Source organism: Kocuria sp. WRN011, from assembly GCF_002295155.1.
Taxonomy (GTDB): Bacteria; Actinomycetota; Actinomycetes; order Actinomycetales; family Micrococcaceae; genus Kocuria; species Kocuria carniphila.
In genome coordinates this window covers 36,834-62,074 of the sequence record NZ_NSGI01000006.1, presented here as the reverse complement: position 1 = coordinate 62,074, position 25,241 = coordinate 36,834, and the positions used below count along the sequence as shown (strand labels likewise).

Below are 25,241 nucleotides of genomic sequence, written 5' to 3'. Positions count from 1 at the left end.
ATGTGCTCCTCAGAGCCCTGGGCTCAGGGTGATGTCTAACTGATCGAAGATGTTGCGTTCATCGAACCGTTCTCTCGCAAATTTTGCGGCGTCCGCCGAGAACATACGGCGTTCGTCTTCTGCACGGCTCAGACCCAATATCCGCCGGGCCATGTGTTCCGGCGAGGGAACAAGCCACTCTCGTGGATAGATCAAGTCAGCACCTGGCCAGTCCAAGGACACAGGGATTCCCCCGGATGCGGCCACGTCCGGGAGCGTGAGGTGGAAGGACTCGTGGTCACTCAGAGAAATGCCATAGCCGATACCTCGATACCACTCGGCCATGTCATTGCCGTACGGATCAAATGCCACCACTTCTCGACCATGGCGGTCGTTCAAAACCTTGGCCCGCTCATAGCATTCGCCGTACCAAGCCATTTCATGTTCACGCTTGAGCATCCAAGAATAATCTTCGGGACGCTTTCCTTTAACCCGAAGAGTGAAGTCAGAGTCCTCCTCCAGAATTGCCTCGATGACACTGATCGCACGGTCCAGACGTTTCATCTGCGGCACCATGCCCACGAAGCCGATCGTCTTCGCAGCTTTGGAGGTCTTCTCCAAGGCAAGCATGTCTGTGCGAACGATATTGGGGATGACAGTCGTGATGGGGCGTGGAACTCCATGACTTGCTATGGCGCCCTCGCGCATCAGTTCACTCACGAAGATGTACTGATCCACTGACCCATGGTTGATCTTGCGCAAGTAAGGACCGCGCAATTCTTGTGCATGAACCCTGACCACCAAGCGGTGATTTTCACCCACGTTCTGTGAGTACCAGACCGCGTTGCCGAGGCCCCATTCGCAGAACACCGTGTCGGCTCGTGACAACAAATCACGTGACCGTTGCTCATCATGGTGGGCATGGTTCTCCCATTCGTCTACCAGGACTGACACACCGAGCTCGCGCAAGTGCTTAATCCACGAGTCAGCAAATTTGAGGTCGTGCCCAGCGATGAGCACCGTTCCCAGCTGCTCAGGAGAAATTTTCAACGACGCCGTAAGCCCCAGTTCACCGTGTGGCTCCACTTCGCTGGGCACCGTGAGAGTCAGAGTTTTCAGCCCGGGTGCTTTCAAGGCTGCTTCGACTGAACCCTCGCGCAATTCGGGCCTCGAAACGAGACCGGAGGTAGCTAGAGCGTTCTCCCCCGGTATCGCGAAGTGCCTGGCGTCCTCGCCATCGGTGAACTCCTGCGATGTCAGTTTCTGCCACTGTCCCCAGCGGGTAGCCTGCAGCAGATCCTCCGCCCACGTCCGAGAGAATTTCTCCGGCAGGGATCCCCAGTACTCGACGTCCTCGGGGATGGCTGACGAGGCTGAGAGTACTCGAATGCCATGTTCCTCGAGACTTGACCGGGCGTCGTGGTCATCGAGGGACAGACGCACGGCGACGGGAACCACCGATTGACGGGTGATTGCCCGAACTTGCTCAGGATTGATGTCGGCGCCCCACCCGGGGAGGGCGAATCCTGCGACGGAGATTCCTGCCGTGCGCGCCAAAACCACGAGCGCAGTGTCCACCGTGTGGGAACGGAGTACCGTGCGCAACTGCAACCACACTTCCGAGAGGCGTTCACGGGGATCCGAGGTCCAAGCGGACAACAGAGCTTTGAAGTAGTACTCGTTGTTGGTGCACGGAATGGCGCCGTCGAACGTCTCAGCGACACCGCGACTCCAGCCGGACAGTACGGCGCCACCGCACGCGGCGATCTCCACAACCCTTCGGGAGAACATGCTGGGCGAATAAGCCACAGAGTTGACGTTTAAGCTCGCCGCATGCGCACGATAACTGTCGATCACCTGGTCGTACGGCAAGGCGCCGCATACAGAAGCCTTGAACTCGGACGGGAACTGATAGGGGGAATCTGGATACGCAGCTTGCCGGTCGTAGATAGCCAGGCCAAATGGCTTTGCCGTTCGCAACAGGGTTGCCAGTTGATGAGAACGCTCCGGGTATCGCTCGCCGTAATACGTACCCGCGTAGGAAACGGTGTTCTCAAGGGGCCGCTGGCCGGGCAACGGATTATGAATTGCTGGCTGCGCGTAGAACGGCAACGAAGAGGCCGTAATGGCCCGTCCCCCGCTCAGAGTGCGAGCCTGCGATAGATACTCCGGAATCATGTCTGCGTCCGTGGTGAACACATGGTCACACAGCGCGCCCGTGCGACGGAACCGATTGATGTGGACCGGGTCTTCCTTGTTCCAGAAGACCGAGGGTACGTTCGCCTCGCGGCATCGTTTGAGTAAGTCTCGAAACGGCTCGTGTTCCTCGTCGGAGTAGTACCCCACCTTCCGGTGCCACTGCCCCCCATTGCCGCTCCACGCTGACTCGATAAACACCACATCCAAATTTTCAGCACGGATTTGGTCCGCGTAGGTCTCAATATCGAGTGGGACAATTGTGGCTGAGCGGTTCAGAGTCTCTGTAGTGAATTCATCCGCAATGAGCCCGATGCGGAGGTCCTTGAGCAGTCGGCCGTCCTTTGCCAGGCGATCGTAATTCTCCGACGCCGAGCGGTAGGCCTCACGAACGGAATCGCCGAGATTTATCCACTGACGCTCGTCAACTGCCCACAGCCGCCCGGCCTGCCCCATTGCGATCCGCTCCTCCTGATTCTTGATCAGACGTTGTAAAGCGTTCGCCAGAGATTTGGGATCACCGGGCGTGCTGAGTATGCCTCGGGATCCCTCTTGAGCACCTTGATCCGCCCCGACAAGCACACGGTGCGGAGAAACGTCAGAAAGCACCACGGGCTTCGAGGCCGAAAAAGCTTCGAGAGGTTTGAGCGGCGAAACCATCTCAGTCACGGGCAAACTCAGGCGGGGGCAGGCAACAATGTCTATGCAGCTCATCACCCTGGGAATTTCGTCTGAAGGCCGACGGCCCAGAAACCGCACAGTCCCTTGCAGGCGATTTTTCTTTTGGTACTCCTTGAGGTCGTTGTAGACGCCCCCCGCTCCGGCAAGGACTAGCTGAAACTTGACCTTGCGACCGCGCAGGATGTTCGCCGCCTGGAGTAACGAATGAAGGCCTTCATACTCGACAAATGATCCCGCGAATCCGATAACCGGCACGTCCGTGCGGATCCCGTGTCTCTTGGCATACGCCTCATCACGGGGTAGCGGGAGAAAAGCAGCGGTGTCCACGCCGTTGGGCAGCAGAGAAATACGATCGTCCGCAACACCTCGGCGGACTAATTCTTCTTTGACCTCTTGGGTGATGGCCAGAACTGCATCTGCCTCCCGGGCCACGAAGGATTCAAGGAACGCTTGGTTGGCGTAGCGCTCGGTGTCCTCCCACCCTGGTTTCGTGGATGCCTCCGTGACCTCCCACAGCCCTCGTACTTCGTACACAAAGGGTAGTCCCAGACGCCGGGCTGCGATTAGCGCCGGCAGCGCGTTGAGATAATTGGATGCGGCGTGGATCACAGACGACCGGGAAAGCTTGGCCTGGCGAACCACGGTATCTGCTGCCACGTTAATGTACTCGTGTGGGCCCTGAGCTGAGATATTTCCCTCAGGAAGGTGCACCCACTCCACACCGTGACGGTTCACTACATGTCGTCGCTTGCGAGGCTTCGTACCTGCGGTCGTGATGTCCCACGGATATCCCGAACGTGCCAGTACGGTGACATCTGCGCCGGAGGCCTTCAAACCCGCGACCACGCCCTCGGTACGCACCGAGTACCCGTTGGAATGAAAGATGGGGGTTGAATACGCACAATAGAGCACACGTTTACGTTCGGGGTGGTAAGCGGTACCTCGCACGCGTTGGGGTACTAGCTGTTCAAAATGTTCCCGCAGCGCCACTGTGCCGAGAATCCGATCGACCAGTTCGCCTTGTCGAGAGTTCAAATCACTAACTAGATCACGGTGACCATGAATCAACTGCTCGGCACGGTCGATTTCGCCTTCTCGGTACCACAACCTGTTGAGACAACCCGCCAATAGAGGTGAATCTGGATTCGCCTGAAAGGCGTCCAGCACTTCACTGGTGTCCATCTCCGAGATCAACCGTTCGGGGGCCTCAGCTGATGAAGATGCCTCAAGATCCTGGTCCGCCGTCGGATCCATATCACGGGGAATATCGGAGGACTCAGCTTGTTGGCTTTCTTCGGCTTCCCGAGCCGCGGCAACCGGCGCTAGTTCTACTGATGAGGAGGGTTCTGCAGGGCGCGCTTGGTCTCCCGCCGTGGTATTGCTACCGCTGGAACCACGGTTGGCTTCGAGAGACTCCGAGACCTTATTGGCAACCGGATTTGTATCTTCATTCCCTAACTCCGAGTCATTGTTCGGGCGTGAAATTGATACCGAAGCTCTCCTGTAATGAGCGAGTTCCTCAGCTAGGTCTCGGTTTTCCTGGGCAAGGGCACGATGCTGACGGGACACTGTCGCGAGTTTTGCGCTTTGCGCTTTCGCTTTGACCTGCAGACTACGTATCGAAGCGTTGGCTCGTTCTAGAGCGTCAAAAGTGGCACGTGAATCTTTCGCTGCCTGGGCGTACACGAGTTCTTTGAGATGGCGAGGATCGCGCCGTTCGTCTGGATGCATCGGGGGTGCTCCTGCAGAGGGTGTGTCCGACACGTCGGCTGGGGACGACCTACGTGCTGGCTGAAAAGAATAACGGGTAACGGCGGTGGGAGCCCCACCGCCGTTCAGCGCGTTACCGCCAGAGGCCCTTGGTGTCCACCACGGTCTTGCCCTTGAGGGCGGTGGCGGGGATGGTCTTGAACTCGTCATGGTCCACGAGCAGTAGAACTACATCCGCTCGTTCAATGGCATCCCCGAACTCGGCGAACTCTACATTGGGCATCCCCTGCAGTGCCTTGGGCAGGTCGCTGACATTGGGCTCGACGGCCAACACCGTGGCGTGATCCACATGTTCAGCCAAATCCTTGGTGATGTTGAGTGCTGGTGACTCCCGAAGATCGTCAATGTTCGGTTTGAAAGCCAGGCCCAGGGCAGCGATCACCGGAGAATCGATGTTCTTGACGGCTTCGTCAACCTTGTTGATGACCCATTTGGGTTTCCCGTCGTTGACCTCACGGGCCGTACGAATGATGTTGGAGTTCTCGCGATCGGAGGAAACGATGAACCAGGGATCCACAGCAATGCAGTGGCCGCCCACCCCGGGGCCCGGCTGCAGGATGTTGACGCGCGGGTGGTGGTTGGCCAGCTCGATGAGCTCCCACACGTCAATACCCAAGTTGTCGGAAATCAATGAAAGCTCGTTGGCGAACGCAATGTTCACATCGCGGAAGGAGTTCTCGGTGAGCTTGGCCATTTCAGCTGTCACATCGTCTGTCGCGAGCAACTCGCCCTCGCAGAAGGAAGCATAAACTTCCGTGGCACGGCGGGCGGCTTCAGGAGTGCGGCCACCGATGATGCGGTCATTGCTGATCAGCTCCTCCATGGCCTTACCCGGGAGGATGCGCTCGGGGCAGTAAGCGAAGTGGATCACGGGCTTACCGTCTGCACCGTCGACGGACAGATCAGGACGCAGCTCCAGAATCTTGCCCGCTAGCTTTTGCGTTGTCTTGGGCGGGGAGGTGGATTCGAGGATGACCACTTCGTCTCCTCGCAGCTGGGGAGCAATAGACGCCGCCGCAGACATGATGTACGACAGGTCCCCCTCGTAGTTGTCCTTGAACGGGGTGGGTACTGCAATGACGAACGCGTTGCCCTGCTGCATTTCAGTGGAGGCCGTGAGCTGGCCACTGTCGACAGCCCTCTTGAGCCGTTCCTCCAAGCCGGGCTCCACGATGGTGACTTCACCACGTTGAATCCGCTCGACGGCGGAAGCGTTGACGTCAACGCCGTGGACCCGCACTCCGTGATTGGCCATGACCACAGCGGTGGGAAGTCCGATGTACCCGAGTCCGACAAAGACAACTTCCAAGGATTTGCTCATTACCTCACCTTACTGAGACGACTACGACTGACCTCACGGCAATATATGCCCGGTCAGGTGTTTCTTTGATCGAACGCCAGTTGGTCCGCCAAAATTATACTGTCACATGCAACGAATTGTCCCCGAACATGACTACATCACCAGTGGATAATACGTTGGCGTCCGAGACCTGCCACGTGTGCTCATCCGCGCCTCGATGCTGCACAAAATTGAAACGATCCGCCGAATAAATTGAGAAGCCTGCTTCTATTGCCGCCGCGAGGAATGATGAATCTTCTCCGGTATTACGGCGCTGGAATGGGATCTGATCAAAGACACTGCGGTAGCCAGTGATCGTGGGTCCCATGACGAAGTCCGTGTAGCGGTGCTCTCGGTGACCAAACCGATGCAGTGTGGCGTCCTGAGACTCGACGTACATGTAATGACCTTGCTTACCAACGATGTCCGCGCCCGAGTAGGCCAAGGCGTCCAGCAGATCCGCTAGATACCGCGGGGCGTAGAAGTCGTCGTCGTCCATCTTGGCGAGGACTTCACCCGTGGATGCCTCGACCGCCAGGTTCAAGCATTCCCCAAGAGTCAACGCGGAATCTGCGGCGATTGTCGTGACCCGGTGAATGCCGCTGTCTGCAATCGCGTCCTGAATCTCGCCGGCACTTGGATCGAATCCGTGGGCCACCATCACAACATCCAAATCAACATCCAGCTGTGTGGCGAACCCTTTGAGAGCCGAGGCGACCCTATGGGGGCGGTTGGTGCACAACAGGATCGAGACTGATGGCCGAGTTCGTGGACGGACCTTTTCGGGCAGAACTCGTTGGAGAATCTGCTCCACGCGGTGGCCGTACGTATGCTTGTTCCACACTTGTCGCTGCGCGCGGTGGACCATACGATCGGCAAGTTCTGGACTACGCACAAGCGCACGGACTACGTCCGCAGCGTGTTCTCTATCCTCCACGACTGCCAACTGATCCTCGGTGAAATACTCACGAATCGCTCGAGACGGTGTGCTGACAACAGGCGTGCCACTCGCGGTGATTTCAAAAATTCGTCGTGCACACATGGACGGTGAATCCACAACGGAGTTCACGTTCAAGAAGACTCTGTAGGCCTTATATGCGGTCAGCATCTGGTCGTAAGTTAGAGATCCGACTACCCGTTGATCAAGTGGTTCAGGGAACTGGTAACGCTCATCCTCACCCAGATAGCGGGAGAAGATCTCTAGTCCGGTCTGGAGCCTGGGGCTCACATCGTCGGCGCCACCCAGGAGCAGATCCATCTGCTCACGGCGCTCGGGGAACTTGTGCGCAAAGTACATGCCACCAAAAGCCACATCTCGCTCGTGAAACCCATTCCTGGGACGCGATGGATTGTGAACTGCTGGCTGAGCCGCGAAGGGCAGTACCGAAACGTGATCATGGCCGAGATCCCGGTGATAGTCAGGGATCTTATTCACGTCGGTGGTGAAGATATGGTCGAACAGGCGCGCACATTCCAGGAAGTCGTCGTAGTGCGGCGGATCTTCCTTGTTCCAGAACACGGAGGGGATGCCTTGTTCACGGCAGTACGCGACGAGTTCCTTGATGGAATCTTTAACCCCACTCGTACCCGTGAGCTGGTACTGCCAGTCATCACCGTTGCCGTGCCAGGCCGATTCCACAAATAGGAGGTCTACGTGCTGCGCCGAGAGCTCGGACTGCCACCTGTCACGGGACAGCGCAATCTGATTCCACTCGTACTGAAAAGCCCGGGCAGAAAAGTCATCAAGAATCACAGCAACTGTGAGATCAGATCGAACCGGTACACGTTCCGGCCATACCTGTGGTTCGAAACTAATGCTCTTCCGCAGACCTTGGACGGCACCAGCAGAAGGTCCGGTGGGCAATGAGGCGCGCCTACGGTGCTTGCGCCACTGCGCCACTCCCCCGTTCCGGAGGTGCCAGATCTCTGTCCTGAGGTTTCGTCGCGATCGTGTGGGGGTCACCATTGCACCTCGCGGAGTTTAGTGGGCACAAGTTCCGACTGAAGTCTTTCCTTGTGATCTCGGGCGGCCAGGTTGTTGCCCGCCGCAAGATTCTTCATGAAGTTCTCGTATTCTTTGGTTACTTCGCCCGGGCCGCCATCCATCAGCAAATCACCCTGGTCCAGCCAAACGACTCGGGTGCACAAGTCTCGGACTTCCGACATGGAGTGAGAAACAAACATCACGCACCCGGCTTGTTCTCGGATCTCGGCCATGCGTTTCTGACCACGGTCGCGAAACTGAGCGTCGCCCGTGGATAGTGCTTCATCCAGAATCAAGATGTGGGGATCGGAGGCAGTTGCAACAGCGAAACGCAATCGAGCCGCCATACCGGATGAATATGCTTTCATCGGCCAGTGAATAGCCTTGCCGAGCGCAGCAATTTCCACGAGGTCAGGCAATATTTTGTCTACCTCGTCCGGATGCATTCCCTGCGCCAGGCAACCCAATCTGATGTTCTTCTCTCCCGATAATGCTGGTACCAAAGAAACGTTGACACCGAGTTTGACGGGGGTGTCCACAGAGTACACACGACCCTTCGTGGGGTTCATTTGTCCTGCGACGATGTTCATGAGCGTGGACTTACCGGATCCATTGCGTCCGATAAATCCAACAAATTCTCCCTGGTGTACGGCCAACGAAATGTCCGTTAACGCCTGATTTCTCACTACTGGAGGGCGCCCCAGGGCCTTGCGCGCCCAACGCACCGGCGCAGAAACAGGAACTTCGTCGCCACCACCAGTAGATGTCACGTTATAGACCATGGTGACGTTGTCAATGACGACCGCCGGATTGCGCGGCGATCGTCCATGTCGGCCGGAAATACCCAGATGCTTGGACTGGCCATTAGCGCTCATCTGCGTAGCTCTCCTCATTGCGCCAGAAGACTAAGAAACCTGAAACGCACAGTACTAGCGCTGCGGTTACCAGAATCGCCCATGAACTCAGCGGTGGAAGTTCCGCACGAAGTATTAGCGAGCGGGTTATCGACAGGACCTGGTACAGGGGATTGAAATGAAAGAGGGCAAGGATTCGCTCGTCCTGCACGAACCGGGATGGATCGTAGAAAATCCCAGAAGCATACATCCAGAGCCGCATAAAGAATGACATGAGATTTGCTACGTCCGGAATGCGGTTCACAAGGGGTGCCAGCAGCATGCCAAGCCCCCAATTAAAGATGGTTTGAAGTAGGAAAACTGGAATCACTAGAAGCCATGTCCAGCTGATTGGTTCCAGAGGCGGAATAAGCAGCACCATGACAATCATCGCGACAATTGCCCAGATTTGAGTCATGGCATCCCGCACCACGATGGAGAGTGTGAGTGCCGCGCGAGGAAACATGAATCCCTTGACGAGGGCTCTCCCCGATTGCATAGATCGTGCCACCGCCACCACTGATCTGATGGAGTACACGAACATAATCAATCCGATAAGAATGAATGCTACGAAGTTATCTATTCCTCGTCCGGTGCGGAGCAGCAGTCCGAAGATGACGAAAAATGTGAGGCCTAAGAGCGCGGGATTGAGGACAATCCACACTTTGCCAAGGAGGGTGTGATCCTGACTAACTGCCAAACGCACTCTGGCGTCGTAAATGATGAAATGCCGCGATCCCCACAAATCTCGCAGGTATTCCCCAAGCGGTGGCCGGGCACCCACAGCCTGTAATTGGCTTGGGTTGAAAGTTTCGACATGGGCTCGTTGCTCAGACCCATGTGTCTCTACAGTCTCTGGCATCGCCCCGTCCACGCTCACACGTGTGCTCCCGTGTTCGGGGGAACTCTCCTGCGGAGCGCGTGATGCGGGGGCATCGAACGGCGCGTTAGTCATGCACTCGGCTCCTCAAGGATTGCTATGTCGTCAACTGGTTGGGGGACATTTCCAGTCATTTCACCGTACCGCTTCACGGTCTCTTTCGCGGTCACCGCCCACGTGCGATTTTCCAGCGCCCACTCTCGGCCCGCCTCGGCGAGTCGATTGCGCAGTGAAGCATCACGCGCCAGATCGACCAATACCGCCGCCAGTGAGGCCGGATCATCCGGCGGAGTCAGCAGACCCGTCACACCGTGCTCGATCACCTCACGCAACGCCGGCAGGTCACTCGCCACGACGGCCGTTCGGGAGGCCAACGCCTCCACCGGTTTCAGCGGCGTTACCGCACGCGTGACGGTTCGGTCCTTGCGCGGCACCACGAACACGTCGAGTGATCTGAAGTACTCGACCGCTTCGGAACGATCAACTCGCCCACAGAATGTCACATGGTCCTGAATCCCCAGGTCCGAGACCAGTTGTTGCAGTCCCGGGCGGGCCACACCGTCCCCCACGATGACCGCGAGAATGGACGGCACGCTCTCGCGCGCGATGTCCACGGCACGCGCCAGATCGTCCAGACCTTCGTAGTCGACCACCGAGGTCACGGTCCCCACCAGGAACCTGTCGGGAGGTAACCCGGTACGACGTCGCGCGCTCGCCTTCTCCCCCGGCTCGTCCGTGAACGCCCCGCCCACACCATTCGGGGCCAGGCGCACGGACAGCGATGAGTCTCCGGCGATCTCACGCACACGGTCCGCCATGTGGGTGCCCAGCGTCACCACGTCAGACGCAGACTGCAAGGCCTGGGCCTCACGCGACTGGAACCGCTCATAACGAGCAGACGTCAACGCCGAGGGAGCCCGAGTGGACGCCCACGTATCCGCCAGCAGGCCCCGCACCTCATACGTCCACGGAATACACAGCGCCTCGGCCACGGCACGCACGGCCAGAGCATTCACGTAGTGCGTGGTGGTGTGCAGAACAGACGGCCGCACCTCGAGAGCCAAGCTGAGCAGCGCCTCCGCATGTTGCTGCACCCGCCCGGTGGCCGTGGGCGCCAGGTTGAGCGGCAGGATGCGGTGGTACGGAATCCCGTCCACCACGTCCGTGCCGCGGGCCAAGATCTTACCGACCTGCACCGGGTAACCGGGGCGGGTCACGGCGTGCACGTCCCAGCCCTCGTCCCTGATGGCGGTCAGCAGTGAATGCGTGCGTTGGGCATAGCCGCTCGCGGTGTGCGGCAACGAATTGGTCACCGCGTACAGCACCGTGTCCGGGCGCGGTTCATAGGTTCCGATCAACGGCAGTTCTGGTTCAAAGGAACCCAACATGTCACGCTCGGCGGACAGCCGCTTCAGCAGCGCGCGCTCACCGTTGGTAGCGGTCCCGCCGGCACGGGCAGCTTCCAGTTCGCCGACGGCGCCGTCCACGTCCCCGTGATGCCAGGCCACTCGCGCGCGGGTCGCTGCGGCGCCCCGCGTGGCATGCGGCAGCTCGGCAAGTAGAGCCTCCGTCAGGGGCACCTCCCCCATGGTCAGCGCCACCTCGGCGCAGCGCCGACAAACGGCAGCGCCCGCGGACCGTGAGGCCGTGCGCAAGGTGGCGGCAGCGGCGTCGTCGTTGCCCAGAATGTGCAGACCCGTACCGCGTGCGGCAGGGAAGGAGTCTGCCGGCAAGCGGGACAGGCTGGCAGCGAGCGGGCGCACCACTCGCGAGGGCAGGCGGCGCGACACCTGAAGACAGAAGACCACGGGATCATCGGTCACGTGGTGGGCCACCGTTGACGCCGTGATCCACGCGTTGGTGGCCAGTTCACGAGCGCGCTGGAGGGAGCGTCCCGGCATCAGGCCGTGCTCCGTGCGTGTCGTAGCTGCCGCGAGACCCGGACGGCAGCCCTGCCGACCCGCGCGATGCGCTGCGTCAGAGACTGTTGCGGTTGCGACCGGTGTTCGCGGATCGTCTCGCGTAGGAGGTCACCGTACTGGCACGCGAGATCCGAGTACTCGGCGTGCTCCTTGACCCATTCACGGCCGGTGCCGGCGGGCTGCAGCCGGGCACGGTCGGCAGCCAGTTCGCGCCAGAGTTCCGCGATCCCTTGGGGATTGCACTCGACAATGTCCCCCTCACCGGCCTCCGTGAGCACATTGGCGGCTTCACCACGCACGATGCCCGTGATGTGGCGGCCGATGGCCAGCACTTCGTAGGTCTTGGACGGGATGGTGTCCTCAAAGGACTTCCAGTCATCACGCAGTGAAATCACCAGAGAATCGGCTTCCTCGTAGCGTGAGAAGACCGCCTCGCGGTACTCCGGGGGCAGGAAGCGCACCTTGACGCCCAGCTCCATGGCCAGGCGCCGCAGCGCAGGTTTCTGGCTGCCGTGGCCCACCAGGGTGAGTCGCATGTCCTCGCCCACCAGGGACGCGGCGCGGATGAGCACGTCCAGCGCCTGGGATTCCCCGTGGTTGCCCAGGTAGAGGACTTCCAGCCGGTCCCGATCCGACGGGGGTGCCTGCAGCTTGGGCGTGCGGTCCATGAGAATGCCGTTGCGTACCGTGACCACGTTGCGCACGCCGCGATCGCGCAGCGTCTGGGCGAAGCCTTCGGTGACCGTGACGACCAGGTCGGCGCGGTTCTGCACGTACTCCACGGCAGAGTTGATCACGGACTTGGATCCGCCGCGCACCAGGGACGCATCCTGCGCCAGGTTGGGCCACGCATCCCGCATTTCCACCACGAGCGGCAGACCCTTCATGCGAGCCACCAGCAACGCGGAGCCCAGTAGCGGCAACGACGGCGCCGTGACCACCACGGCGTCCTGACGTCCCGTTGCGATGCCTCGCACGACCGACCCCGCGGCCCCGATCAGCTGGTTGGCCAGTTTGCAGATCCTGTTGTCCCCCAGGAAAAGGTGCGACACCCGGTAAATCTTCTCACCCAGGGAACCCGGCTGCGCCCGCCACGCACGCCCCTTGGTTTCCGAGTTGTAGTCCGGGCCCGGTCCGTAATGAGCCACCGGAGCCACCACGGATACGCGCCATCCCTGATCGCGCATGTTGCGGATCAGCGACATCCAGCGGCGCTGGGGCGGGGAATGCTCCGGCCAGTAGGAACTGGTCAGCAATAGCAAACGTAGATCGGTTTCAGGGGGCTGCATGGGCCTCTCGCGGGGTCAAGAGGAAGGGGGACGGGGGCATTGATTCCGTGGGGGCGGAACCGTGGGGGTTCGGGACGTGGAGGTTATTGATCTCCTGCGGGCAGGTTGGACACGTACTCGCCCAGGGTCCCTTCGGAAATGGCGGTGCCGATCTCCTGCATGGCCTGGGTATCAGCAACCACGATCGACTGACCGTCGGGCGAGGTTCCGGTGCCCTGGGTGGGAACAGTGAACATGTGAATGTCGCTGTTACTCAACCCCACCAGTTTAGGGGCCTGACGGATGATCCAGTTAGCTGTTAACCCGTCGCTCACGGTCAGGTACGGGGAAATCTGCTTGACCACTTCGTTGATCCGGACCGGATTGGTCAGTGTTTCGGAGCTGACCAACTTGTTGATCATGGCCTGCAGGTAAGCGCGCTGGTTACGCACGCGCTGGTAATCGCCGTCCTGGAACGCGTAGCGCTCGCGGACGAAGGCCAGGGCGGTTTCCCCGTCCATCTCCTGCGGACCCTGCTGGAAGGTCTGGCCCTGGTCGTTGGTGAAGCCCACGGGCACGTTGACCGTCACGCCACCCAGGGCGTCCGTGAGACCTTCGAAACCGGCGAAGTCCACCTGGGCGACCTCGTCGATGCGGGTGCCGAAGTGCTCTTCGACCGTCTGCACCATGAGCGGCATGCCGCCGTGATCCAGAGCGGCGTTTATCTTGGATCCGCCCACACCGGGGATGTCCACCCACGTGTCACGCATGATGGACATGATGTACATCTCGCCACCGCCATCGGGGATGTGCAGCAGCATGATGGAGTCAGCGCGGGCACCCGTGACCGTGGGATCCTCGCCGTCCGGGCGCTTGTCCGAGCCCAGGAGCATCACGGTGGTTCCGGCGTCCTGCGCGGAATCTTTCTCGGGGCGATCCGATTCGGCCGGGAACGCCGATTCAATGGGACTGGACCCGCGGTCGAAGTTTCGACCTAGGTTCCACACGAACAGTCCCGCCACGACAGCGACCGTGAGGACCAGTGCCAGGAATACCAGAAGAACATTGCGGCCGGTGTGCTTCTTACGGGGCCGGCGCTCTTCTTCTTGGTAGTCGAAGTCATTCAGGGACATGTAGGCGCTCCGAGGTGTGGGGGTCATTCGGTTGTGCTGTCCCGCCCCGGTCAGGGCGGTTACTTTCGCACATCTTACGGTACGCGGTTGATCCATTCCGGCGTGGCGAACTTGGATTGCACCAACTCGCGTGCTGCCGCCAGTTCGTCAACGGAAATGTCTCCCGCCACCGCGTCATAGCGTTCGGTGAAGGAGTTGCTCAGGGTGGAAATGACGTCCGCCCGGCTCATTCCGGTTTGCCGCCGCAGCGGGTCCACGCGTTTCTTGGCCGAACGGTTGCCCTTGTCGGACAGTTTCTCCTTGCCGATGCGCAGCACGTCGGTCATCTTGTCCGCGTCGATGTCGTAGCTCATGGTCACGTGGTGGACCATGCCGCCGTTGGAGAACCGCTTCTGCGCGGCTCCCCCGATCTTGCCGTGTTGGGTCGCAATGTCATTGAGCGGCACGTAGTGCGCGTCCAGACCCATGGATTGGAAGGCCTGCATGACCCACGCGTCCAGGAACGGGTAGGAGTCGGCAAAGCTCAGTCCGTCCACCAGCGACTGCGGTACGTAGAGCGAGTACGTGATGCAGTTACCGGCCTCCATGAACATGGCCCCGCCGCCGGAGACGCGACGCACCACCTCGATACCGTGGCGTTCGGCGCCCTCCGGGTCAACCTCGTTCTGCACCGACTGGAACGAACCGATCACCACGGCCGTCTCCTCCCAGTCCCACAGCCGCAGCGTGGGGTTGCGTCGACCCGCGCCCACTTCGCGCGCGAGCACCTCGTCCAACGCGAGGTTCTCCAAGGTGGGGCGCACCTGCGGTGCGATGACCTCCCACTCGTGGTCGCCCCAGCCGGTGGCCTTGGCCAGCGCGCGCCGCACCGCGATCGCGACCGCGCGCGCGTCGAAACCGAACAGCACGGCGTCGGCGGGAAGGGCAGCCTCAATGGCGGCAGCCATCTCGCCCGGGGAGGCCGACTCGGGCAGCCCGTTCAGTGCGGCGTTGATGTCGTCGAGCGCCTCGTCCGGTTCCAGGAAGAAATCGCCGTTGATCGAGACCTCCGCCAGGCGACCGTCCACGACCGACAGGTCAGCGACCACCAATTTGCCGCCCATCACCTTGTATTCGCCGTGTCTGCGGGTGCTGGTCATTGGCTCTCCTTGGGGCTCGGGGACGGCTGCGTCTTCTTCAGGGTAAGCACAGTGGTGGACCCGGCCGGTAATGTCACGTCGACCGTTTTGCTGCCGGCTTTCACCCCGCCCACGCGCGGGCGCTCGCCCACGGGCGTGATCGGCAGGCCGTAGCCGTCCACGCTCACGCTCTGGCTCCCCGCGGGTTGCAGGGCGCGCTCCACGCTCAGGGCCACGTTCGGATCCGCCGGATAGTCGGGTGCCGACGACGCCGCTCCGCCACTTGCGCTCGCACTTCCCGTGGCGCTGGGGCTGGGGCTGCTGCTCTCGTCGTCGCTATCGCTCGAGTGGTCCTCGAAGAGGCTGGCCACCGGGTACTCGGAGGTCCAGGACGGTCCGCGCAGCTGGGACTGCGTGGCGTAGTCCACGGCGTAGGGCAGTCTGAGGTTCGTGGTGCGGTCCTTGGCGCTCGCGGGATTGCGGTAATCGGTGAGCACCACGGACACCGTGCCGTTGCCGTGATCGACCGCGTAGCTCGTCAGGTTGTCCGTGGAGGTCGAGGTCTCCACCATGTTGCCCTCCGGGATGCTCGCGATCAGCGCCAGGGCCAGACCATTGGCGCGCACGGAGAACGCCTCCCCCGGGTTGGCCAGGGTGCCGTTCGAACACAACACGGACATGGGTGCGCCGCCTTCGCAGGAGGCCAGTGATGAGTGGGCGGCCACGCGTTCGACCCCGTGTTCCTGGACGCGCATGGAGTATTCCGCCTGGTGCACGGCGGCCACGAGAGTTTCGGTGATCTCATTGGAACCCGAACACGCCGAGAGTGAGGTCTCGGTGATCCACAGCGGCATGGTGTGGTCAGCTGCGTCCTCGGCGGCTTGACCCACGAGCCGGTCGATGTTGTCCCGGGTGGCGGGGTCCACGGCGTTCGCCACGGTGGGTTCCTGATGTTCCCACTGGCTGCCGCATTCGGAGAGCGGGTACTGATGCACGGCCATGGCCATGGGATCGGTACCGGGAGCGTCCGCTGCGGCGTTCCACCAGTCGGCCGAGTAGGCACCGGGTGCCACGATGCGCAGGTTCGGCACCCGTTCGTGGATGGCCTTGGCGTACGCGGTCAGTTGCTTGGCGTACGTCTCCTGATCCCAGTCCTCGCTCTTAATGGTGAGGTCGTTGGTCTTGCCCTGATAGAAACCGTTGGGCTCATTGCCCACCATGACGCCCACCAGACGATCCCCGAAGGCGTCCTTGGCGTGACGCGCCAGCTCCCCCGCACGATCGGGGTGGTACCGGGCCAGGTTGGCGCTGATGATCACCGAGGAGTTGGTGCGTTGGGCGAGCTTCGCCACGCGTTTCAGGTCCTCGGGTGTGACCTTGGTGATCTCCTCCCCCTCGTTGAGGGGCCAGTCCTTGGGGATGGGCTCATCCGAGGCCGTGAAGAAGAACCGGCGATCCGTGGAGTTACCGCCAAAGCGCAGCGTCGGTTCGTGGAGCGAGTCCAGAACGGTCACCAGGTCCGCGTTGTCCCGGTTCATGTGCGGGTCTGCCAGATCCGTGGATTCCAACGACAGCCCGACCGAACCGTGCCGGTAGTCCTCCCCCGGTTCACCTCCCCGCAGCGTGACCGTGGCCTCCGATCCGTCCGCGCTCGCCGAACTGCCCGGATAAGTGTCGGGCAGATTTCTCGCTTGGGCCACCTTCGCGGGATCCACCGAGTGCAGCGGGGCATTATGTTCGACGCCCGCGATGGGCCCCGTAGGTTCGGGTTCCGGGGTCGGTGCCGGTTCGGACTGGTCCGAACAGGCCGTGAGCACCAGGAGCGCGGTGCCCAGGAAGGCGACCGAGCGGCGTCGTCGACTAGAAGGAAACACGGGGGCGGGGGCAAGTTCGGGGGCGGCAACCACGCGTCTATCCTAGCCACCGGAAGTCGACCCGGCGGGGACCCCGGGTGTACACTGGTCGATTGGTGCTTTGCGCGTTCGCGCCCAAAAACACCGACTATCCGAGCAACGCCGTGCCTGGCAAAATCCAGGCACCTACAGAAGGTTGACACCATGAAGGCTGAAATTCACCCGGATTACCACCCGGTGCTGTTCCGTGACCTCGCTTCCGGCAAGGTCATCCTGACTCGTTCCACCGCCACCTCCTCCAAGACGGAGACCTGGGAAGACGGCAACGAGTACCCCATCATCGAGGTTGAAATCTCTTCCGAGTCCCACCCGTTCTACACGGGTAAGCAGCGCATCATGGACTCCGCTGGTCGCGTGGAGCGCTTCAACCAGCGTTTCAAGAACTTCGGCAAGTCCTCCAGCTAATTTTGGAACTGCCAGCAACGCCCGGTTCGGATCATTCCGAACCGGGCGTCGTGCTGTCCGGGGCGGGTTCAGGAGTTTTTTCGCAGGTCATAGCCATATTGCGTCAATAACCCCACGTACCACTCATACCTGGGTATTATGCAAAAGGCTCCTTATGAGGGGCCTATCCCCTCCACTACCCGGGCACGTCAATCACCGAGTTCCCCCGCTCGAGCCCGGGCGCCCGAAAGGTCCCCCGCCCTATGACGGTACGTTCTTCACGCTTACGCAAGGCCGTTCTCCCCCTAGCAGTCACCGCGGTTCTGGCGCTCTCTGCCCAACCCGCACTCGCAGCCCCCACCGATGGCCCGGATTCACCGGCCACCACCTCCGCCGCCGAGCCGCCCAAGGAAACCGATCGCGTGATCGTGAAGTTCCGCGAGCCGGCCGCTGACAAGACCACCAAGAACGAAGTGGTCGAAACTGCCGCCGACGAGGCCCTCGCCTCCGAACCCGGCGCCACTCCCGAGGTCACCGAGCATGTCAAGAAGACCGTGGCCGATGCTGACGTGGTCCGCCTGGATCGCGAACTCGACGAAGCCGAACAAACCAAGGTCGTGAACGAGCTCCGCGCCGATCCCGCCGTGGAATACGCCGAACCGGACCGCCTCGCTGCCGCCAGCTGGATGCCCAACGACCCGTACTTCCGGCCCGTTCAGTGGGCCAATACCAAGACTCGGGGAATCGATTTCCCCGGTGCGTGGGATCTGGCCCGCGGTAACGGTCAGACGATCGGCATCCTGGATACCGGCATCACTTCGCACCCCGATCTCAATCCCAAGGTGGTCGCGGGACGTGATTTCATCACTCCCACCGATCTCTCCGTGGACGGTAACGGCCGCGACGCCAACCCACGCGACGAGGGCGACTGGTCCCCCGCCGGACACTGCGGCACGGGCAGCCCCGCCCGCAACTCGTCCTGGCACGGGTCCCACGTGGCCGGCCTGGCCGCCGCGGCGACCAACAACGGCACCGGCATTGCCGGCGCAGCCCCCGGCGCCAAGATCCAGCCCGTCCGCGTGCTGGGCAAATGCACCTTCGGTTGGGTTTCGGACATTGCCGACGCCGTGTCCTGGGCTTCCGGAGCGACCGTGGCCGGGCAGCCCCGCAACCCCAACCCCTCCACCGTGATCAACATGTCCCTCAACTACCCGGGACAGTGCGGTAACACCCTGCAGGCCGCGATCAACACTGCCGTGGGCCGCAACGTTCCCGTGGTGGTGGCAGCGGGTAACAGCGGCGTGAACGCTGCGGGCACCGCTCCGGCGAACTGCGGCAACACCATCGTGGTGGGTGCGGCAGGCCCCAATGGCGTGCCGGCGTCCTACTCGAACATTGGTGCCGTGGTGGACGTTCTGGCTCCCGGTGGAACGTGGAGCGATCCGATGTTGTCCACGGTGAACAGCGGTGCTCGCACCCCCGCTGGTGGCACGTACAACAACCAGTACGGCACCTCGATGGCTGCCCCGTTGGTGGCAGGCACCGTGGCGCTCATGAAGCAGGCCAACCCCGGCCTGACCCCGGCGCGCATCGAGCAGGTGCTCAAGTCCACGTCCACCGGTCGACTCGGGTCGCTGCAGATCAACCCCGCTGCTGCTGTCCGCTCCGTGGCACTGACCGGCCAGGTGGCCACCAACTACACCGCTAGCGGTGCAATCGGCTCCAAGTGGCGCGCCACCGGCGGTGCCGCCAAGTGGGGTAACCCCGTCACTCGGGAAGGTAACGCCGCTAACGGCGGCCGCTACCAGGAGTTCGTGAAGTCCGGTCGCAAGACCACCATTTACTGGCACTCCCGCACCGGTGCACGCATCGTGGAGAACCCCACCGCGATCGGCCGTGCATTCTTGGACCACGGTCGTGAGCGCGGCTACGGTTACCCGTCCACCGACGAGCGCCGCGCAACCGGCGGCGCCTACCAGGTGTTCGTGAACGGCCCGAAGATCAACAAGGTGCTGTGGACCTCCCGCACCGGCGCCCATGCCGTGCAGGAGAACGGCGGCATCGGCCGGGCCTGGATGCGCGCCGGCTACGAACGCGGCTGGGGCTGGCCCACTTCCGGCGAGTACCGCTCCGGCAACGAAGTACGCCAGCACTACTCCAACGGCGTCACCGCCCACTGGACCTCCGCCCGAGGCGTGTGGACCACGCGGTAACGCATAACGGGTACTGACCGCGGCTCTTCGGGGACGCGATCACCATCAACACGCAGGGGCCGTTCCCATACGGGAGCGGCCCCTATGTCGTGTGGGCACTTATGGATACATCGGTTCGATGCGCTGAAAGCGGGCTCCTCGTAACGATTCCCCCCGGGCGATTTCTCACAGGCCCCTCCTCGTCCTGGCATCTGAGGCTGAGGTTCGCAACGGTGCACATTTCGGGATGGGGTTCGTCGAATTCGGGCTGGTTTCGCTGCGAACCTGAGCCAGCAATGTCGGCGAGGCTCTGGAACTACGAACCTCTGCCACGGATGTCACTGTGTGCGCGTGAAAAGTACCTTCCGCGGGCACGGCTGTCCGTCTACCGAGGCCGGTTCGTCTTCAGCTCATGCATGAGGTCCACGAACAACTGCGGTTTTGCATCGTGGAACCCGTGACCGGTGTCAACGCGCTCCAGGCGGGAGTTCGGCAGAGCTGCGCAGACCCGAGTGGCGTCATCGTCCGTCATGGCTCCCTCGAGGATCCCTTCCCCGGATATGTTCCAGTTCGCGTGAATGAGGATCGAAGGTGCCTGAATGGCTTCGAGCGTCTTCTGCTGGTCGAAGTCGGCCTGCCATTCGAAGGTGTAGAAAGCGTCCGCGAATCGCGGGTCGAACTCGTGCATGTACCGGACGGACTTGTTGAGCGAGGGTGGAAGGAACCAGAAGTTCAACGGCCGGTTCGGGTGTTTCCGGCGGTAGTTCCGCGCGAACTTCACCACATGGTCCTTGCCACGGCCGAAGTAGTGGGTCCAAGCGTTGTGCTCGATGTACCAACTCACGAAGTCCTCTTCGGCATCATGTGCGAGGAATTCGTGGGCCGGACGAGCGAGGTCCACGAAGTTGAACTGCTGGGGCATGCGGTTCGCGTCGGTGGAGAAGAAGGGCGGATCCTCGAACAAGACCGCCGACACCCGTTCCGGAGCGTCCGCAGCAACCCACGCAGCTATCAGCCCGCCGGATGAGTGTCCGGAGAGAATTACGGGTTCGTCGATGACCTCGGCCATGAATGCCACGACATCCGCCCCGATCGCGTGGATGTCGTATCGCCCGGGCGTCCGATCGGAAGATCCGTGTCCGACCACATCTATTGCGTAGACATGGAAGTCCCGCGCAAGTTTGGGCAGCACTGGAGAGTAGCTTTCCCACGCGCTGCTCTGTGCGTGAATGAGCAGAACTGCAGGTCCGTTCCGAGGTCCCTCCGCGTAATTGATGACCGTGCCACTCGGTAGCGAGTGAGTCTGTTCGGTGAACCCCGCAGCCGTCACCGCTTGGCGATCACGTTTTGCGAAGGCGATGTTGTTCCACGCGTAGAGTCCGAGCGCGGTGCCGACGATTCCGGCTACCGAGGCGAGTGTCGCCCCAGCGATCTTCAAGGCGGGCCGCAAAGTGCAGGGACGTACATTGGCGGAAGTCATGAACCCTGTGTAGCACGAACCCTAATCCGCGGCTCAAGAGATTCAGGCTTAAACCTTCCGCGGTACTAGAACGATGGCGCAACGTACTCGTGGTGGAGATCGCTGACCTGGGCGATGTGATCGAAATCGTGGTCGGCCGCAAGTACGGTCGCGCTGTTCACAATCGCATACCCCGCGATCAGGATGTCGAGCGAATCGGCCGCACGCATAAGCCCCGAGTTCCAAAGGGCACCTTGGATATACAGGACGAGCGACTCATCGGGAGCATGTTCGAGCGGGAACCCGAAGGAAATTCGCTGTCGATAAAGCGTGTATTGTTCCGGCGATCGAGCACTGTGGCAAAACTCCAGAACCTGGGGCGCACAGGTCACGACGAGATCCGACGGTGCCTGTTCGATGTGCCGGAGTCGAGCCCCGATTCGCTGATCACCGGACGCCAATCTCGCCCATACCGAATTATCAACCAAGTAATCGGTCACGAACTGGGCAGTTCTGAGCTTGGTGCCTCGTCTGTTGGAGCGCCAAGCCCGGACTCGCGGTCCGTGCTCTTTGGGTATCAATTGAACATGGCAGGACGGAAGGGCTTGCTACCGCGGACGGGTCTCCCAGAACGCCACGGCGCTGGCTGCCGCGACATTAAGGGAGTCCACCCCGTGGCTCATGGGGATGATCACGTGGCGATCAGCGTGGAAGAGGGTGGCATCTCCGAGCCCTTGGCCCTCAGTGCCGAGAATGAGCGCAAGCTTCTCGGGTCGCTCCGCTGCCAGTTCATCCACGGTTACGGCATTCTCCGAAAGCGCCAGAGCCGCCGTCAGGAACCCCGCGTCCTTCACGGCCTGCAGGTCCGCGGTCCAGTGTTCGAGTCGCACCCACGGAACCTGGAACACGGTGCCCATCGACACCCGGACGGCCCGGCGATACAAAGGGTCGGCGCAGCGTGGGGTGACCAGAACGGCGTCGACGTCCAAGGCCGCTGCGGAACGGAAGATCGCGCCCACGTTGGTGTGGTCCACGATGTCTTCCAGGATCGCCACGCGGCGGGCGGAGGCCAGCACGTCGGTCAAGGAAAGCGGAGCCGGGCGGTGCATGGCCGCGATGGCCCCGCGGTGCAAGTGGAAGCCGGTGATGTGCTCGAGCACCTCATCCGAACCGATGAACACGGGAACGTCGTAGTCATCCAGGATGTCGCGCATGTCCTCGAGCCACTTCTCGGCCATGAAGAACGAGCGGGGCTGGTGGCCGGCGTCGAGCGCGCGGCGTAGCACCTTGGAGGATTCGGCGAGGTAGAGCCCGCGCTCCGGTTCGATCTTCCGGCGCAGGGCCACGTCCGTGAGGCTCGTGTAGTCGGCCACGCGCGGATCTTTGGGGTCGGTCAGGCGGACGATGCGGTCTTCGAAGGATGAAAGTGTCACGACTGATCTCCTAGAACAGCTGGGAAACCATGTTGATGAGCGCCACGACGCCCAGGATTACGATCACCGTGCGCAGGACGATGGGCGACATGCGCTTGCCGATCTTGGCACCCAGCCACGAGCCGAGCGTGGAGCTCAACGCGATGAACAGCACGACCCACCAGTTGATGCGATCGAACGCCAGGAAGATGTAGGACAGCGCCGCAACGATGTTCACGGCAGCCACGAGCACGTTTTTCACCGCGTTGGCCGCTTGCATGGATGCGAGCAGGAACACGCCCAGGATGCCCATGAGCAGCACGCCCTGTGCCGCCACGAAGTACCCGCCGTAGATACCGGCGAAGAACACCAAAATGTACAGTGGGAGCGGCTGCTTGGAACGATCCGGGTCAACTTCCCCACCCGAGGTTTCCATGTCCGTGTCGGCGGTTGCCGCGGCCTCTTGCTGGGCCTTACGACGCCGCACCATGGCTTGCAGGCGCGGCTGAAAGATCACGAACAGCAGCGCCACCACAATGAGGATGGGCGCGGCCACACCGAAGACTTCCTCCGGAAGGGTCAGCAGCAACGCGGCACCGATCACGCCGCCCAACAGGGAACACGGAATCAGCTTCTTGAGGGTGTGCTTCACTCCCCCGAGTTCACTGCGGTAACTCCAGGCACCGGTCAGGTTGCCGGCGATCAGGCCCATCGCGTTGGACATGGACGCCGTCACGGGAGGCACGCCCATGGTCACCAGCACGGGGAAGGTCACCAGGGTGCCGGATCCCACGATCGTATTGATCAGACCAGCCCACACACCTGCGACCAGGATCAGGGCGACCTGCCACCACTCGAACGGAATGGTTCCGGATTCGCCGAACAGCTGCATGGGGGCAGCCGCGGACAGGGGAAGGTTCAGCAACGTGAGTCTCGATTACCGGGCGAACGCGGCGTAGCGGTTGCCGACCTTCACGAGCTTCAGCGGAAGGTTGAACGTCTCGGAGAGGTTCTTCTGGGTCATGACCTGCCCGACCGGACCGGCCGCCACGATCTTGCCCTCGCGCAACAGCATGGCGTGGGTGAAGGCGTCCGGGACCTCTTCGAGGTGGTGGGTGACCATCACGATGGCCGGCGAGGACGGATCCTTCGCGAGCTCGTCCAGGCGTGCGACCAGCTTCTCGCGGCCGCCCACGTCCAGACCGGCGGCGGGCTCATCGAGCAGCAACAGTTCGGGGTCGGTCATGAGCGCGCGGGCGATCAACACTCGCTTGCGCTCACCTTCGGAGAGCGTGCCGAAGCGCCGCTCGGCGAGCTCGGCGAGACCCCAGCCCTCGAGCAGCTCGACGGCGCGGGCGTCGTCGAACTCGTCGTACTCTTCGCGCCAGCGACCCGTGACGCCATAGGCGGCGGTGACGATCACGTTGCGGACGGTCTCCGCGTTCGGGATCTGAGTGGCCAGGGTCGCGGAGCTGACGCCGATGCGCGGGCGCAGTTCGAACACGTCCACCGCGCCCAGGATTTCTTCAAGAATGTCGACCATGCCGGTCGTGGGGTGCAGCCGCGCGGCAGCGATCGACAGCAACGTGGATTTACCGGCTCCGTTGGGACCGAGAATGACCCAACGCTCCCCGTCCTGAACGGTCCAGTCCACCGAATCCAACAGGGTCTTCTCGCCGCGGACAACGCTGACGTCCACCAATTCCAGCACAGCACTCATGCTCGCAACTCTAACGTGAGCGGGCGGTCACCGGCATGCGGGCACACCGTGGACACGGGCACTTGCGGTCACAGATCCACGAAGAAGCGCAGCGCGTCCAGATTGGGGATGCTCAGCTGCGTATCGGCGACGTCGCGCAGGGCCGGTTTCGCACGATACGCCACCGACAGTCCCGCGGCGCGGCACATGTCGATGTCATTGGCGCCATCGCCGACGGCGATCACATCCTCCGGGGCGACCTCGAGTTCCTCTGTCCATTGCCTCAGCAGGCGCGCCTTGGCTTCGCGGTCGACGACGCCGCCGGTCACGCGACCGGTCAGCTTACCGTCCTCGATGTCCAGGGTGTTGGCCGCGGCTCGCGTCAGGTCCAACTTCTCGGCGAGGGGGTCCAGAATCTGGTTGAACCCGCCGGATACCGCAGCCACCGCGTGGCCGGAGCCGAGCAGGGTCTTGACCAGGACCGTGGCACCGGGAGACAACCGCACGGACGACGAAACCTCATCGATAACCGACGCCGGCAGACCCTTGAGAACCGCCACACGCTCACGCAGTGACTGCTCGAAGTCGATCTCACCGCGCATCGCACGCTCGGTAACCGCTGCAACCTCAGCCTCAAGGCCCACGTGCGCGGCCAGCATCTCAATGACTTCCTGGCGGATCAGCGTGGAATCCACATCCGTGACCAGAAGCTTGCGGCGCGAGTTGTCGAACCAGCGCGCATCGATCACGTTGAGATCCACACCCGGCAGCAGCTGTTCCCGCCGGTTTGGTTGAAGCGCATTTCGCAGGTGGTCGACGGATGGAGCGTCGGCATGGACGGTGAGGGCGTTGTAACCTTCCACGTCCGTGGCTTGACCATCCGAGGCCGACTCCGTGACTCGCACCCAGTTGTGCGACTCAACGTCTCCACCGGAACGCTCGATCAGATCCAACACGGATTCGGTGGCCCCCTCCTCGGGAGACACGGCAAACGCAACGACAGTGAGCTTCTGAGGCAT

Annotated in this window: 18 protein-coding genes; 2 read left to right on the top strand and 16 right to left on the bottom strand. The window is 61.8% G+C overall.

Going from position 1 to position 25,241, the window contains the following annotated elements; all coding sequences use genetic code 11:
- Positions 1-9: 9 nt before the first annotated feature.
- The 10 genes from CKW39_RS09540 to CKW39_RS09495 all read right to left on the bottom strand — a co-directional run bounded on the left by CKW39_RS09540 (position 10) and on the right by CKW39_RS09495 (position 17,070).
- Positions 10-4,587: a glycosyltransferase gene (locus CKW39_RS09540; protein WP_158222936.1), complete on the bottom strand. Its 4,578-nt coding sequence runs from the start codon at positions 4,585-4,587 to the stop codon at positions 10-12.
- 112 nt (positions 4,588-4,699) lie between these two features.
- A complete protein-coding gene (wecC, locus tag CKW39_RS09535) occupies positions 4,700-5,947 on the bottom strand; it encodes a UDP-N-acetyl-D-mannosamine dehydrogenase (protein ID WP_095797908.1) in 1,248 nt (415 codons plus the stop codon).
- 94 nt (positions 5,948-6,041) lie between these two features.
- Complete coding sequence (locus CKW39_RS09530) at positions 6,042-7,865, bottom strand: glycosyltransferase (protein ID WP_371514701.1); 1,824 nt, start codon at positions 7,863-7,865, stop codon at positions 6,042-6,044.
- Between the two features lie 59 nt (positions 7,866-7,924).
- Positions 7,925-8,824, bottom strand: a complete 900-nt coding sequence (locus CKW39_RS09525) for an ABC transporter ATP-binding protein (RefSeq protein ID WP_095797906.1) — start codon at positions 8,822-8,824, stop codon at positions 7,925-7,927.
- Positions 8,814-9,797 carry an ABC transporter permease gene (locus tag CKW39_RS09520; RefSeq protein ID WP_254049355.1) on the bottom strand — a complete coding sequence of 328 codons (984 nt, stop codon included), beginning with the start codon at positions 9,795-9,797 and terminating at the stop codon, positions 8,814-8,816. The genes CKW39_RS09525 and CKW39_RS09520 overlap by 11 nt, the downstream gene beginning before the upstream one ends.
- On the bottom strand, positions 9,794-11,623 hold the full coding sequence (locus CKW39_RS09515) for a glycosyltransferase family 4 protein (protein ID WP_095797905.1): 1,830 nt from the start codon (positions 11,621-11,623) through the stop codon (positions 9,794-9,796). The genes CKW39_RS09520 and CKW39_RS09515 overlap by 4 nt, the downstream gene beginning before the upstream one ends.
- Positions 11,623-12,933 carry a glycosyltransferase family 4 protein gene (locus CKW39_RS09510; protein WP_254049354.1) on the bottom strand — a complete coding sequence of 437 codons (1,311 nt, stop codon included), beginning with the start codon at positions 12,931-12,933 and terminating at the stop codon, positions 11,623-11,625. The genes CKW39_RS09515 and CKW39_RS09510 overlap by 1 nt, the downstream gene beginning before the upstream one ends.
- Before the next feature lie 83 nt (positions 12,934-13,016).
- Positions 13,017-14,072 carry an LCP family protein gene (locus tag CKW39_RS09505; protein WP_254049353.1) on the bottom strand — a complete coding sequence of 352 codons (1,056 nt, stop codon included), beginning with the start codon at positions 14,070-14,072 and terminating at the stop codon, positions 13,017-13,019.
- A 47-nt stretch (positions 14,073-14,119) separates the two neighbouring features.
- Positions 14,120-15,184, bottom strand: a complete 1,065-nt coding sequence (locus CKW39_RS09500; RefSeq protein WP_095797902.1) for a biotin/lipoate A/B protein ligase family protein — start codon at positions 15,182-15,184, stop codon at positions 14,120-14,122.
- Positions 15,181-17,070, bottom strand: coding sequence for a cellulase family glycosylhydrolase (locus CKW39_RS09495; RefSeq protein WP_095797901.1), 1,890 nt, complete (start codon positions 17,068-17,070; stop codon positions 15,181-15,183). Before CKW39_RS09495 ends, CKW39_RS09500 begins: the two co-directional genes overlap by 4 nt.
- 150 nt (positions 17,071-17,220) lie before the next feature.
- Between CKW39_RS09495 and CKW39_RS09490 the strand changes: the two genes are divergently transcribed.
- Both CKW39_RS09490 and CKW39_RS09485 read left to right on the top strand, forming a co-directional pair.
- Positions 17,221-17,481 (top strand): type B 50S ribosomal protein L31, encoded by a 261-nt coding sequence (locus tag CKW39_RS09490; protein WP_016998141.1) that lies wholly within the window; start codon positions 17,221-17,223, stop codon positions 17,479-17,481.
- Positions 17,482-17,723: 242 nt separating this feature from the next.
- On the top strand, positions 17,724-19,673 hold the full coding sequence (locus CKW39_RS09485; RefSeq protein ID WP_095797900.1) for a S8 family serine peptidase: 1,950 nt from the start codon (positions 17,724-17,726) through the stop codon (positions 19,671-19,673).
- A 364-nt stretch (positions 19,674-20,037) separates the two neighbouring features.
- Here the strand turns inward: CKW39_RS09485 and CKW39_RS09480 are convergent, their stop codons facing one another.
- From CKW39_RS09480 to serB, 6 genes are all read right to left on the bottom strand, one after another.
- The gene (locus CKW39_RS09480; RefSeq protein ID WP_095797899.1) at positions 20,038-21,132 is read right to left on the bottom strand and encodes an alpha/beta fold hydrolase; all 1,095 of its coding nucleotides are present in this window, start codon (positions 21,130-21,132) and stop codon (positions 20,038-20,040) included.
- A 65-nt stretch (positions 21,133-21,197) separates the two neighbouring features.
- Positions 21,198-21,611, bottom strand: a complete 414-nt coding sequence (locus tag CKW39_RS09475; protein ID WP_095797898.1) for a PIN domain-containing protein — start codon at positions 21,609-21,611, stop codon at positions 21,198-21,200.
- 108 nt (positions 21,612-21,719) lie between these two features.
- Positions 21,720-22,544 carry an RNA methyltransferase gene (locus CKW39_RS09470; protein WP_095797897.1) on the bottom strand — a complete coding sequence of 275 codons (825 nt, stop codon included), beginning with the start codon at positions 22,542-22,544 and terminating at the stop codon, positions 21,720-21,722.
- A gap of 10 nt (positions 22,545-22,554) precedes the next feature.
- Positions 22,555-23,415: a sulfite exporter TauE/SafE family protein gene (locus CKW39_RS09465; RefSeq protein ID WP_095798094.1), complete on the bottom strand. Its 861-nt coding sequence runs from the start codon at positions 23,413-23,415 to the stop codon at positions 22,555-22,557.
- 45 nt (positions 23,416-23,460) lie between these two features.
- Positions 23,461-24,243, bottom strand: coding sequence for an ABC transporter ATP-binding protein (locus tag CKW39_RS09460; RefSeq protein ID WP_095797896.1), 783 nt, complete (start codon positions 24,241-24,243; stop codon positions 23,461-23,463).
- Between the two features lie 68 nt (positions 24,244-24,311).
- Positions 24,312-25,241: a phosphoserine phosphatase SerB gene (gene serB, locus CKW39_RS09455; protein WP_095797895.1), complete on the bottom strand. Its 930-nt coding sequence runs from the start codon at positions 25,239-25,241 to the stop codon at positions 24,312-24,314.

What these genes read in the sequence shown, in the direction of transcription:
- CKW39_RS09510 (WP_254049354.1), bottom strand. Translation starts at nt 12,933, where the DNA reads ATGCAGCCCCCTGAAACCGATCTACGTTTGCTATTGCTGACCAGTTCC.
- CKW39_RS09480 (WP_095797899.1), bottom strand. Translation starts at nt 21,132, where the DNA reads ATGACTTCCGCCAATGTACGTCCCTGCACTTTGCGGCCCGCCTTGAAG.
- CKW39_RS09525 (WP_095797906.1), bottom strand. Translation starts at nt 8,824, where the DNA reads ATGAGCGCTAATGGCCAGTCCAAGCATCTGGGTATTTCCGGCCGACAT.
- CKW39_RS09465 (WP_095798094.1), bottom strand. Translation starts at nt 23,415, where the DNA reads ATGCAGCTGTTCGGCGAATCCGGAACCATTCCGTTCGAGTGGTGGCAG.
- CKW39_RS09540 (WP_158222936.1), bottom strand. Translation starts at nt 4,587, where the DNA reads ATGCATCCAGACGAACGGCGCGATCCTCGCCATCTCAAAGAACTCGTG.
- serB (WP_095797895.1), bottom strand. Translation starts at nt 25,241, where the DNA reads ATGCCTCAGAAGCTCACTGTCGTTGCGTTTGCCGTGTCTCCCGAGGAG.
- CKW39_RS09490 (WP_016998141.1), top strand. Translation starts at nt 17,221, where the DNA reads ATGAAGGCTGAAATTCACCCGGATTACCACCCGGTGCTGTTCCGTGAC.
- wecC (WP_095797908.1), bottom strand. Translation starts at nt 5,947, where the DNA reads ATGAGCAAATCCTTGGAAGTTGTCTTTGTCGGACTCGGGTACATCGGA.
- CKW39_RS09485 (WP_095797900.1), top strand. Translation starts at nt 17,724, where the DNA reads ATGACGGTACGTTCTTCACGCTTACGCAAGGCCGTTCTCCCCCTAGCA.
- CKW39_RS09505 (WP_254049353.1), bottom strand. Translation starts at nt 14,072, where the DNA reads ATGACCCCCACACCTCGGAGCGCCTACATGTCCCTGAATGACTTCGAC.
- CKW39_RS09460 (WP_095797896.1), bottom strand. Translation starts at nt 24,243, where the DNA reads ATGAGTGCTGTGCTGGAATTGGTGGACGTCAGCGTTGTCCGCGGCGAG.
- CKW39_RS09500 (WP_095797902.1), bottom strand. Translation starts at nt 15,184, where the DNA reads ATGACCAGCACCCGCAGACACGGCGAATACAAGGTGATGGGCGGCAAA.
- CKW39_RS09515 (WP_095797905.1), bottom strand. Translation starts at nt 11,623, where the DNA reads ATGCCGGGACGCTCCCTCCAGCGCGCTCGTGAACTGGCCACCAACGCG.
- CKW39_RS09520 (WP_254049355.1), bottom strand. Translation starts at nt 9,797, where the DNA reads ATGACTAACGCGCCGTTCGATGCCCCCGCATCACGCGCTCCGCAGGAG.